The sequence below is a fragment of the Streptomyces sp. NPDC055243 genome (genome assembly GCF_044544025.1).
In the GTDB taxonomy this organism is placed as follows: Bacteria; Actinomycetota; Actinomycetes; order Streptomycetales; family Streptomycetaceae; genus Streptomyces.
Genome location: NZ_JBITWR010000018.1, coordinates 171,156 through 182,881 on the forward strand (window position 1 = coordinate 171,156; position 11,726 = coordinate 182,881).

Genomic DNA, 11,726 nt, shown 5'->3' on the forward strand with positions numbered 1-11,726 from the left:
CTAGCGGCAAAGGAGTCACGCCAGAGCGATCCGCCCGGCGGCGAACACGACACGCGCCAGCTCCTCGTGGCAGATGTCGCTGTGCGCGCCGGCGGGCGGACCGCCGCGCCGCACGACCGACGAGGCGTCCACGCTCACGCACCCCTTGCCGGGGATGGCCCGGCCCAGCTTGACGCGCTTGGCGCCGTCCACGGCCCGGATGCCGTCGTAGCCGATGGCGCCCCAGCGCTCCCAGAGGCCGAGGAAGGTCGAGGAGTCCCCGGCGGTCTTCGACGCCAGGGGATAGAGCTTGCCCAGGGCGTCGTCGTGGCGGGAGTAGCAGGACACCAGCGGGCCGTCGATCCGCCTCTGCACCCCGCTGAGCGCGCCGCTGCGCGAGGGCGCGTGCGGCAGCCGCTTGGAGAACGCGTAGTGCGAGAAGGCCCCTTGGAGCAGCGTCGTGGACTTCACGCTGCGCACCGACGCGGGCATCCCGCGCAGCGCGTACGACACGAGCCGTGCCCCGAAGCTGTGTCCGATCAGATGCACCCGTACGTCCGGCGCCTCGCGGGCGAGCAGCCCGATCGCGGGGCCGAGGCCCAGCTGGCCCACGGAGCCCGCCCGGCGTTTCATGGCGTAGTAGCTGGCCTGGCGCAGGAGTTCGTGCGCGCCGTTCCAGAGCCGTTTGCGCAGGCTGCCGAAGAGCTCCTGTTGTCCGGTGCCCTCCATCGCCGCGGCGAAGATCTGGCACACCTCGACCGCGTCGTCGGTCAGCATGGCGGGCAGGCCCGTCCAGGTGTCGTTGGCGAAGCGCCAGGCGGCGCTGTTCTGGTGCACGGCGACCAGGTTGCGTACGAGGCGCCCGTACTCGTAGAGGCGCGAGGGCACCTCGGAGCGCTCCGCCAGCAGCTCGCCGATGCGCCGCAGTTCGTCGTCCTGGCCGGGGAACGCGCGGGACAGGAGGAGCCGGGTGGGCTCGTCCAGGAGGGGGCCCGCGCCCGGTGCCGGGCCGGGGCCGGTGGCCGCGGCCGAGGGTTCGAAGTCCGGGATCGGCTCGTCGGGGAAGCGGATGGCCGGCCAGAGCACGCCCACGTATCCCAGGCGTACGCGTGGGCCCGCGAGGTCCTGGCACGGAGCGAAGAACCGTCGGTAGAGGTCGGTCGCCATGTCTTGGTCGTTGTTCCAGCCGTGCGCGAGGACGAGGAGATCGGTGACGCGTTCGTCGTCCACCTGGGCCAGGAGGTGGTCGCGCTGCGTGGTGTCGACATCGCCGTCGGCGTCGAAGGTCAGTTCCCAGTAGGGCTCCACACGGCCCATCGTCCTGCGGCCCCGCTGTACTGACCAGATGTCCCGCAGCACATGAGTTCGCGCCGGTCTCAGGCCAGTTCGCGCTCGCGGGTCTCCGGCAGCGCGAGAACACACACCAGGGACACGACGGCCATCGCGCTCACGTACCAGCCCACCGACGAGGACCCGAAGACGGACTGGAGCCGCGTCGCCACCAGCGGGGAGACCGCGCCACCCAGCACGCCGCCCAGGTTGTAGGCGAGCGAGGCGCCCGAGTAGCGCACGTTCGTGCCGAACAGCTCGGGCAGATAGGCGCCCATCGGGCCGTAGACCACGCCCATGCAGAACAGCGCGCCGCCGAGCGCGAGCGCCATGAGCACCGGCTGCTCGGTGTCCAGGAGGGGGAAGAGCACCAGACCCCACACGACGGCGAGCCCGGCGCCCGCGAGGATCAGCTTGCGCCGTCCCGCTGCGTCGGAGCGGGTCGCGGCGAGCCACGTACCGGCCGCGAGGAAGAGGCAGGCGACCAGCGAGAGGCCCAGCATGGTGTCGCGGGAGACGCCCAGGGTGCCGGTGGAGTAGGCGAGGCAGTACGTCGTCGCCGTGTAGAAGAGGCCGTACGCGACGATCATCCCGCCCGCGCCGAGCAGCAGTTCGCGCGGATGGCGCCGCAGCACGTCGAGCGCGGGGACCTTGCTGGCCTCCTGAGCGTCCATGACCTTCGCGAAGACCGGCGTCTCGCTGATGCGCATGCGCACGAAGAGTCCGACGCCGACGAGGAGGAAGGAGAGCAGGAACGGCACGCGCCAGCCCCAGGTCCGGAACGCCTCGTCGGAGAGGACGGCGGACAGCAGCCAGAAGACGCCGGTCGCCGCGAAGAACCCGACGGACGGGCCGAGTTGGGGGAAGGCGGCATACATTCCGCGCTTCTTCCTCGGCGCGTGCTCCACCGCGAGCAGCGCCGCCCCGCCCCACTCGCCGCCCAGGCCGATGCCCTGGAGGAAGCGCAGCAGGATCAGCAGGATCGGCGCCCAGACGCCCAACGTGCCGTATCCCGGCAGGAGTCCGACGAGCGCCGTCGAGAGGCCCATGAGCAGCAGCGAGGCCACCAGCACCGACTTGCGCCCGACCCGGTCGCCGAAGTGTCCGAAGATCACCGACCCGATGGGCCGCGCCGCGAACGCCACCGCGTAGGTGGAGAAGGAGGCGAGGGTGGCGTTGACCGGGTCCAGGGTCGGGAAGAACGCCTCGTTCAGGACGAGCGCGGCCGCCGTGCCGTAGATGTAGAAGTCGTAGAACTCGATGGCCGTGCCGATGAACGAGGCCACGGCCACCCGGCGCATGCTCTCGGGGCTCGCGTCCGGCTCGGGTCCGGCGTCCGGCTGGGTCTTCTCTGGTGAGATTTCGCTGTGCACGAGCGGCACTCTCACGTTGGATGTATGGGCCAGTCAATACCCGGGGTGGCTCGTCTCGGTCATTGAGACTGGCGGTGAGCTGCGGTGACGCGGTGCAGATGGACGAGGATGTCGTGCGAGGGCGCGAGCCGGATCTTGTGCGGGCCGTCCGGGAAGGCCGTGCCGATGCTCTTGGTCAGCCGGCCCTTCGCCAGCCACGTGCGGGCGGTCGCGGGAGCGGTCCGCATGTCCAGGAAGTAGTCGTCGTGGCGCACCTTGTCGAGCGTGTACTCGTTCATGCCGCGGGTGGCCGCGCCCACGGAACGCGGCTTCCACACCTCGGATTCGGCGCTCTGCGCCATGAGTGAGCCCCGGTCGAAGGTGAACCCGATGCTGACGTAGCGCTTGCCGAGCCGGTCCCGCAGGAAGGCACCCTGCATCTTCGGGTAGCGCGGGTCGTAACTCTCGTACCCGACATGGGCGTTGTGGGCCGACAGGAGCACCTTCTCGCCGGTGTGCCGCTGCCACCAGGCGGTGTTCCGTGCCATCAGACGGTCGCGGTACAGCATGCCGTCCTTGACGCCTTCGGGGGTGTCGAAGGGGAAGGCGTAGATCGTGGAGGTCTGAGAGACGGACCGGGCGTGGTGCAGGGCGACGGCGAACTCCCCATCGGCGGCGGAGGGTTGGAGCCTCTTCATCAGATCGAGCGCCTCGCGCGCGTTCCCGGCCAGCTTCTTGCGCTCCGCCAGGGGTCTGGCCATGTACGTGTCCCCGTCCGCGAGGCGGCGGATCGGCGCGTACAGCCCGGTGATCCTGGGGAGCAGCCCGGGGTCGTGCGCGCGGACGTAACCCTCGACCCCGTCGAACAACTCGGCGCCGATCTCCGGGTAGTTGAGGTCGTTGCCCATGAAGCGCACCTGGCGGTCCGGATGCCTGTCGTTGTACGCGCGCATCCACGTCAGGAGCTCGACGTACTCCTTCGTGTCCCAGGGCGTCTTCGCCAGCTCCTTGTGGACCAGCTCGCGCACGTCGCCCTTGCCCCCGCGCACGTAGGCGTCGAAGCGCAGCCCCGTCGTCCAGCTGACCTCCTGCGCGAAGGTGGTGAACCCCTTCTCCTCCACGAGGTAGCGGAAGACCCGGTCCTTCATGGTGAAGAACTCGTGCGAACCGTGTGTGGCCTCGCCCAGGCCCACCACCGAAGCGTCACCCACCATCCGGCCCATCGGCCGCAGGTCCTTGGTGGAGCCGCCGGGGTCGGTGGAGCGCAGGGGGTGGGCCGCGCGTTCGATCGCGGGCAGCGGGTCGGCGGTTCCGGGCGCCGCGCGCGCGGCCTGGGGTGCGACGAGCGCCCCCAGGCCGAGCGTGCCGACCAGCGCGAGTGGCACGGTGCGCCGTGCTGTGCGAGCCATGCGGTATCTCCTCAACTCGGTCTCACGGAGTTGAGGATCACGATCCCGGCCGGCCGGGAGTGTCTGCCATCCGGCAGGCACCCTTTCGCCGGTGGGGCCTGCCCTACCCGCGGGTGCGTCGTGGCTGGTCGCGCGGTGTCCCGCGCCCCTTGGGGCGCCTACCGGTAGTGCAGGTAGCGTCTGCGCACCGCACGGAACCGCGCGAGATCGTCGTGCCAGCCGCCCACCACCTCGTCCGTGCCCGCACCCGCGTCGATCATGGTGCGGACCCGCGTCGAGCCCGTCAGCTTGTCGATCCAGTTGTCGGGGCGCCAGGCGAACCCGCTCCACACCTTCTTGGCGGTCACCAGGAGCGCGATGCCGGTGCGCACCGGGTCGTACGCGTCGCGGTCGTGCACGTGGAGCTGGACGCCGCCGATCGTCTTGCCCTGGAACTTGGAGAACGTCGGGGCGAAGTACGCCTCCCGGAAATCGACGCCGCGCAGCCCGGCGTCATTGGCGGCGGCCGCCCACTTCCGGTCGATGCCCTCCGCGCCGAGCAGCTCGAAGGGGCGGGTCGTGCCGCGCCCCTCGGAGAGGTTCGTGCCCTCGAAGAGGCAGGTGCCGCTGTAGACCAGGGCGGTCTCGGGCGTGGGCATGTTCGGGCTCGGCGGCACCCAGGGCAGCTCGGACGCGTCGTAGAAGTCGGTGCGCTTCCATCCCGTCATCCGTACGGTCTCCAGGTCGGCGGGGCGCTCCAGGAACTCGCCGTTGAACAGCAGCGCCAGCTCCGTCACGGTCATCCCGTGCGCCTGCGAGATCGGCTGCCGTCCGACGAACGTCGCGAACTCCTTGTGCAGCACCGGCCCGTACGCGCCGCGCCCCGTCACCGGATTCGGCCGGTCCAGGACCACGATCCGCTTGCCCGCGAGCTCGGCCGACTCCATGCAGTCGAAGAGCGTCCAGATGTACGTGTAGAAGCGCGCCCCCACGTCCTGGATGTCGAAGACGATCGTGTCGACGCGGGAGGCCGTGAAGATGTCGGCCAGGGCCTTGCCGCTCTTCTGGTACGTGTCGTAGACGGGGAGCCCGGTCGCCGGGTCGTCGTAGCGCCCTTCGGAGCCGCCCGCCTGGGCCGTACCCCGGAAGCCGTGCTCGGGGCCGAACACCGCGACCAGGTTCACGCGCTCGTCGGCGTGCATGACGTCGACGATGTGGCGTACGTCCCTGGTGACTCCGGTCGGGTTGGTGACGACGCCGACCCGCTCCCCGTCCAGGAGCGCGTACCCGTCGGCGGCGAGGCGCTCGAAGCCGGTGCGCAGCCGCCGGCCGCCGCCCGATCCGCCCCCGCCGGACGCGGCGGACGCGGGCGCCGCCGAGGTGAGGGCCGTGACGGTGGTGGCGGCCAGCAGGCCCCGTCTGGACAGACTGCCTCGGGACAGGTTCATGCAGAGACCTCCGTGAGCGCGGTGGCTGTCATGGCCACGCACGCTAGCGCGCGGACCTCCGCCGGGGAACGAACCTGGCTGCCCGACCCCCTTCCATCCGCACATACCGACTGGTTAGTCTGCGATCACAGCGGAGCCGCAGCCCAAGGAGACCGATCGTGGAGACCCTGCAGGACAAGGGAGTTGTCGTCACCGGTGCCGGAGGCGGGATCGGGGCCGCGCTGGCCCGCCGGTTCGCCGCCGCCGGGGCGCGCGTCGTGGTCAACGACCTGGATGCCGCCAAGGCCGGAGTGGTCGCCGACGAGATCGGCGCCATCGCCGTGCCGGGCGACGCGTCCACGATCGTGCCGGCGGCCAGAGAGGCCCTGAGCGGCACCGTCGACGTGTACTGCGCCAACGCGGGCCTCGGCTCGGGCGGCTCGGAGGCCGCCCCGGAGGAGGTCTGGGCCGCGGCCTGGGACGTGAACGTCATGGCCCACGTCCGCGCGGCCCATGCCCTGCTGCCCGAGTGGCTGGAGCGCGGCAGCGGCCGCTTCGTCTCCACCGTCTCGGCGGCGGGACTGCTCACCATGATCGGCGCCGCGCCCTACAGCGTCACCAAGCACGGCGCGTACGCCTTCGCCGAGTGGCTCTCGCTCACCTACCGCCACCGCGGCATCGACGTGCACGCCATCTGCCCCCAGGGCGTGCGCACCGACATGCTCGCCGCCACCGGCACCGCGGGCGACCTCGTGCTCACGCCGACCGCGATCGAGCCGGACGACGTCGCGCAAGCACTCTTCGAGGGGATGGAGGAGAACCGCTTCCTGATCCTGCCGCACCCCGAGGTCGCCGAGTACTACCGCATCCGCGCCGCCGAACCGGACAAGTGGCTCACCGGCATGAACCACATCCAGCAGAAGTGGGAGGCGACCGAGCGGTGAGCGACGCGACCGCCTCCGAAACGACCCCGACCACCTCCATATACGCCGCCAAGCCCTGGCTCGCCCGCCTCACCGAGGCCCAGCGCGGACCGGTCGAACCCGCGCCGTCCCTCGTGCACGCCTTCCGCGCCTCGGTGCTCAAGGCCCCCGAGCACACGGCCCTCGCCTACTTCGACGGGCGGCTGAGCTACCGCGAGGTGGACGCTCTCACCGACTCCGTCGCCGGACACCTGGCCGCGCGGGGGATCGCGCGCGGCGACCGGGTCGCGATCCTCCTGCAGAACACACCGCACTTCGTGATCGCGCTCCTCGGCGCGTGGAAGGCGGGCGCCACGGTCGTCCCGGTGAACCCCATGTACAAGGCGGCGGAGGTCGGGCACGTCCTGGCGGACGCCGATGTGTCCGCGCTGATCTGCTCGGACCGCGCCTGGGAGACGTATCTGCGCGAGACGGCCGCCCCCTCTCCCGTGCGCGTCGTGCTCACCGCGTGCCAGCTCGACCTCCAGACCCGGGGCGACACCCGCGTCCTCGACTTCGAACGCCTCCCGCAGGCCGCCGACGCCGATGACCTGGTGGCCGTCGCCCGCCAAGGGCTCCCCGCTCCCGGTGACCGGCAGCTCGGGCCGTCCGACATCGCCCTGATCAGCTACACGTCGGGCACCAGCGGCACCCCCAAGGGCGCCATGAACACCCACGGCAACATCACCTACAACGCCGAGCGGCAGCGCACGGGCTCCGGCATCCCCGAAGGCGCCTGCTACTTCGCGATGGCGCCGCTCTTCCACATCACCGGCATGGTCGCGCAGGTCGCGGGCTGTCTGACCAACGCGGGCACCCTCGCGCTCGCGTACCGCTTCGAGGCCGGGGTCGTCCTGGACGCCTTCGCCGAGCACCGGCCCGCGTACACCGTGGGCCCCTCCACGGCCTTCATGGCGCTCGCCGCGCACCCCTCCGTCACGCGGGAGCACTTCGCCTCCTTCGCGATGATCTCCTCGGGCGGCGCGCCGCTGCCGCCCGCCCTCGTCGAGAAGTTCCGCGCGAGCCTTGGCCCCTACCTCCACAACGGCTACGGCCTCACCGAGTGCACCGCGCCCTGCGCCTCCGTGCCGCCGGGCCAGGAGGCCCCGGTCGACCCGGTGTCCGGCACGCTGGCCGTCGGTGTCCCCGGCCCCGAGACGGTCGTCAGGATCGTCGACGACCACGGCGCGGACGTCCCCTTCGGGGAACAGGGCGAGATCACCGTGCGCGGCCCGCAGGTCGTACCCGGCTACTGGAAGCGCCCCGACGCCACCGACGAGGCCTTCCCCGACGGGGAGCTGCGCACCGGCGACATCGGCTTCATGGACGCCCAGGGCTGGCTGTACGTGGTCGACCGCAAGAAGGACATGATCAACGCGTCCGGGTTCAAGGTCTGGCCGCGCGAGGTGGAGGACGTCCTCTACAGTCATCCGGCGGTCCGCGAGGCAGCGGTGATCGGGGTCCCCGACGACTACCGCGGTGAGACCGTCAAGGCCTTCGTCAGCCTGCGGCCGGGCGCCGCCGCGACACCGGACGATCTTGCCGCGTACTGCAAGGAGCGGCTCGCCGCCTACAAATACCCGCGCGTGGTCGAGATCCTGCCGGAACTCCCGAAGACCACAAGTGGGAAGATCCTCCGGCGGGAACTGCGTTCCCCCACCCACACGGTCTCTCGGCAAGCCGAGAGCTAGGCAAACTCGAAAGGCAGGTGGCGGCAGTGGCCAGGACGACGGACGGTGACGGCACGCCCGTCCCTCAGCGGCTGCTCGCCGCCGCCACGCGGCTCTTCGCCGACCGCGGCTACGACCGCACGTCGGTGCAGGAGATCGTGGAGTCGGCAGGCGTCACCAAGGGTGCGCTCTACCACTACTTCGGCTCCAAGGACGATCTCCTGCACGAGGTGTACGCCCGTGTCCTGCGCGTGCAGCAGGAGCGTCTGGACGCCTTCGCGGACGCCGACGCGCCCATCGAGCAGCGGGTGCGGGACGCGGCGGCGGACGTGGTCGTCACGACGATCGACAACCTCGACGACGCGTCGATCTTCTTCCGCTCCATGCACCACCTGAGCCCGGAGAAGAACAAGCAGGTGCGGTCCGAGCGCCGCCGCTACCACGAGCGGTTCCGCGCGCTGATCGAGGAGGGCCAGGAGGCCGGCGTCTTCTCCAAGGCGACGCCCGCGGACCTGGTGGTGGACTACCACTTCGGCTCGGTCCACCACCTGTCCACCTGGTACCGCCCGAACGGCCCCCTCACCCCGCAGCAGGTCGCCGACCACTTGGCGGACCTGCTGCTGAGGGCGCTGCGTCCGTAGGCTGAGCGCCCCGTAAGGGGCGCGGGGAACCGCGCGAGCGACCACAACGAGCCCGCGGCGACGCACAGCCCCCGGAAGGTCCCCTACAGGTACTTCTTCAACTCCCGCCGCGCCAGCGACCGCTGGTGCACCTCGTCGGGCCCATCGGCCAGTCGCAGCGTCCTCGCCGAGGCCCACAGCTCGGCGAGCGGGAAGTCCTGGCTCACACCCCCCGCGCCGTGCAGTTGGACGGCCTGGTCGAGGATGTCGACGACCGTGCGCGGGGTGGCGATCTTGATGGACTGGATCTCCGTGTGCGCGCCCTTGTTGCCCACGGTGTCCATCAGCCACGCGGTCTTCAGGACGAGCAGCCGCAGCTGCTCCACCGCGACCCGGGCGTCCGCGATCCACTCCTGTACGACGCCCTGCTGGGCCAGCGGCTTGCCGAAGGCCGTACGGGCGACCGCCCGCTGACACATCAGCTCGATGGCCCGCTCGGCCATGCCGATGAGCCGCATGCAGTGGTGGATGCGGCCGGGACCGAGCCGCGCCTGGGCGATGGCGAAGCCGCCGCCCTCCTCGCCGATCAGGTTGCTCACGGGGACCCGGGCCCGGTCGAAGACGACCTCGGCGTGCCCTCCGTGGGAGTGGTCCTCGTAGCCGTACACCTGCATCGCGCGCCGTACCTCGACACCGGGGGTGTCGCGCGGCACGAGCACCATCGACTGCTGGCGGCGCGGGTCCGCGTTCTCGGGGTCCGTCTTGCCCATCAGGATGAAGATCTGGCAGTCCGGGTTCATCGCCCCGGAGATGTACCACTTGCGCCCGGTGATGACGTACTCGTCGGTGCCGTCGGAGGCCCGCTCGATGCGTGTGGTGATGTTCGTGGCGTCGGACGAGGCCACCTCGGGCTCGGTCATCGCGAACGCCGAGCGGATCTCACCGGCGAGCAGCGGCTCCAGCCACTGCTTCTTCTGCTCGTCGTTGCCGAACTGGGCGAGGACCTCCATGTTGCCGGTGTCCGGGGCCGCGCAGTTCAGCGCGGTGGGCGCCAGGTGCGGGGAGCGGCCGGTGATCTCGGCGAGCGGGGCGTACTGGAGGTTGGTGAGCCCGGCGCCGTGCTCGGCGTCCGGCAAGAAGAGATTCCACAGGCCCTGCCTGCGGGCCTCCGCCTTCAGCTCGCCGACGATCGCCGGGGTGTCCCAGGGCGAGGCGAGCTGGGCACGCTGCTCCTCGGCGGTCTTCTCCGCCGGGTAGACGTGCTCGTCCATGAAGGTGAGGAGCTTGGCGCGCAGCTCTTCGGTGCGGGCGTCGAATGCGAAGTCCATGGCTGTCTCAGCCTTCCTGTCGTCCTTGGAGGGTGGTGAGGCCGTGCTCGATGAAGACCGGGACCAGCTCCCCGATGCGGTCGAAGCCCGCGCCGACCGTCTGGCCGAGGGTGTACCGGTAGTGGATGCCCTCCAGGATCACGGCGAGCTTGAACCACGCGAACGCCGTGTACCAGGAGACCGCGGAGACGTCGCGCCCCGAGCGCGCGGCGTACCGCTCGATCAGCTCGGCGGCGTCCGGGTGTCCGGGCGCGCCCGCCGTGGTGCTGATGGGGGAGTCGGGCAGCTGGAGCCTGGTGCTGTACATGACGAGCAGGCCCAGGTCGGTGAGCGGATCGCCGAGCGTGGACATCTCCCAGTCGAGGATCGCCTTGATCTGGTCGTCGTCGCCGATCAGGACGTTGTCGAGGCGGTAGTCGCCGTGCACGACGGTGGCCGCGGGGGAGACGGGCAGCTGACGCCCCAGGGCGGCGTGCAGCTCGTCGATCCCCGCCAGGTCGCGGTTGCGTGAGGCGTCCAGCTGCTTGCCCCAGCGGCGCAGCTGCCGGTCGAGGAAGCCGTCGGGCCGCCCGAAGTCGCCGAGGCCGACCGCCTGGGGGTCCACGGAGTGCAGGTCGACGAGGGTGTCGACGAGCCCGAGGACCGCGGCACGGGTGCGCTCGGCGCCCAGCGGCGCCAGCTCCTCGGCGGTGCGGTACGGCGTGCCGTCCACGAATTCCATGACGTAGAAGGGCGCACCGATCACGGCGTCGTCCTCGCAGAGCAGCAGTGGCGTCGGCACCGGCACAGCCGTCCCGTGCAGCGCGCTGATCACCCGGTGCTCGCGCTTCATGTCGTGCGCGGTCGCCAGGACGTGCCCCAGCGGTGGCCGCCGCACGACCCAGCGCGTGGCGCCGTCCGTGACCGCGTACGTGAGGTTCGACCTGCCGCCCTCGATCAGCCGGGCGGTGAGCGGCCCGCCCACGAGGCCCGGCCGCTCGCGGTCCAGATGGCCGCGCAGCTGGTCGAGGTCGAGGCCTGGTGGATGGTCTGAGCTCATCTTCGCTCCTGGTCGGACGGTCGTCGTCGAAGTGCCGCGCTGCGTCGCGCTGACGTTCATGATGCCGACCAGTCGGTATGTAGTCCAGAGCGCAGGGTGAACGTGATCAGGATCGCGGCGCCGTCCAGGCCCCCCGACATGCCGATCCCCCGCCACAGACTGCCAGTTGGCGCCCGCGCGGGGGAAGTCGGCCGAACCGGTGGGCCCGGGTGGGCCTCAGTGGTCGTCCCAGTGGCCGTCGTGCGCCGCGTGCCGGTGTCCGTCGTGGACGTAGTCGACGTGGTCGCCGTGCAGCACCGAGCTGTGCCCGCAGCCCTCGCCGTGCCGGTGGTCGTGCCCCTCGTGGACGGAGTGCTCGTCGGGCTCGCACTCGTCCCAGTGGCCCGAGTGCAGACGGTGCATGTGGCCGTCGTGGGCGTAGTCGACGTGGTCGCCGTGCGGCACCTCCGGGTGGCCGCAGGCCGGGCCGTGGATGTGCTCGTGGACGGGGTGTTCGTGGTGGAGCGTGCTCATGGCGCGTGCACCTTCTGTGGGGGGCGGGGGGGTGCCCCTATGACATTGGTCAAGGGGTAGTCGGGGTTGGTGGTTGATAGAAGGTGCCGTCGCGGAGCATGGCGAAGAGGACGTCTGCT

10 protein-coding genes are annotated in these 11,726 nt (G+C 71.0%); 3 read left to right on the plus strand and 7 right to left on the minus strand.

Annotated features, from left to right (window positions below; all coding sequences use genetic code 11):
• Positions 1-15: 15 nt before the first annotated feature.
• From ACIGXX_RS37125 to ACIGXX_RS37140, 4 genes are all read right to left on the minus strand, one after another.
• Complete coding sequence (locus tag ACIGXX_RS37125; protein ID WP_361463007.1) at positions 16-1,287, minus strand: serine-threonine protein kinase; 1,272 nt, start codon at positions 1,285-1,287, stop codon at positions 16-18.
• Between the two features lie 68 nt (positions 1,288-1,355).
• Positions 1,356-2,609, minus strand: coding sequence for an MFS transporter (locus ACIGXX_RS37130; RefSeq protein WP_399982550.1), 1,254 nt, complete (start codon positions 2,607-2,609; stop codon positions 1,356-1,358).
• A 131-nt stretch (positions 2,610-2,740) separates the two neighbouring features.
• A complete protein-coding gene (locus ACIGXX_RS37135; protein ID WP_399982530.1) occupies positions 2,741-4,069 on the minus strand; it encodes an erythromycin esterase family protein in 1,329 nt (442 codons plus the stop codon).
• A gap of 158 nt (positions 4,070-4,227) precedes the next feature.
• Positions 4,228-5,496, minus strand: coding sequence for a DUF1343 domain-containing protein (locus ACIGXX_RS37140; RefSeq protein WP_351165086.1), 1,269 nt, complete (start codon positions 5,494-5,496; stop codon positions 4,228-4,230).
• Between the two features lie 155 nt (positions 5,497-5,651).
• Between ACIGXX_RS37140 and ACIGXX_RS37145 the strand changes: the two genes are divergently transcribed.
• From ACIGXX_RS37145 to ACIGXX_RS37155, 3 genes are read left to right on the plus strand one after another with little or no spacing between them, the layout of a single operon-like run.
• Positions 5,652-6,419 (plus strand): SDR family oxidoreductase, encoded by a 768-nt coding sequence (locus ACIGXX_RS37145; RefSeq protein WP_399982553.1) that lies wholly within the window; start codon positions 5,652-5,654, stop codon positions 6,417-6,419.
• Positions 6,416-8,128 (plus strand): class I adenylate-forming enzyme family protein, encoded by a 1,713-nt coding sequence (locus ACIGXX_RS37150; protein ID WP_399982533.1) that lies wholly within the window; start codon positions 6,416-6,418, stop codon positions 8,126-8,128. The genes ACIGXX_RS37145 and ACIGXX_RS37150 overlap by 4 nt, the downstream gene beginning before the upstream one ends.
• 26 nt (positions 8,129-8,154) lie before the next feature.
• Entirely contained in the window at positions 8,155-8,748 is a 594-nt protein-coding gene (locus ACIGXX_RS37155; RefSeq protein WP_344518919.1) for a TetR/AcrR family transcriptional regulator, read from the plus strand.
• A gap of 83 nt (positions 8,749-8,831) precedes the next feature.
• Here the strand turns inward: ACIGXX_RS37155 and ACIGXX_RS37160 are convergent, their stop codons facing one another.
• The 3 genes from ACIGXX_RS37160 to ACIGXX_RS37170 all read right to left on the minus strand — a co-directional run bounded on the left by ACIGXX_RS37160 (position 8,832) and on the right by ACIGXX_RS37170 (position 11,607).
• Positions 8,832-10,055 (minus strand): acyl-CoA dehydrogenase family protein, encoded by a 1,224-nt coding sequence (locus tag ACIGXX_RS37160; RefSeq protein WP_399982536.1) that lies wholly within the window; start codon positions 10,053-10,055, stop codon positions 8,832-8,834.
• Positions 10,056-10,062: 7 nt separating this feature from the next.
• On the minus strand, positions 10,063-11,094 hold the full coding sequence (locus tag ACIGXX_RS37165; protein WP_351165083.1) for a phosphotransferase family protein: 1,032 nt from the start codon (positions 11,092-11,094) through the stop codon (positions 10,063-10,065).
• 216 nt (positions 11,095-11,310) lie between these two features.
• Positions 11,311-11,607 carry a hypothetical protein gene (locus ACIGXX_RS37170; protein WP_249590910.1) on the minus strand — a complete coding sequence of 99 codons (297 nt, stop codon included), beginning with the start codon at positions 11,605-11,607 and terminating at the stop codon, positions 11,311-11,313.
• Between the last annotated feature and the right edge of the window lie 119 nt (positions 11,608-11,726).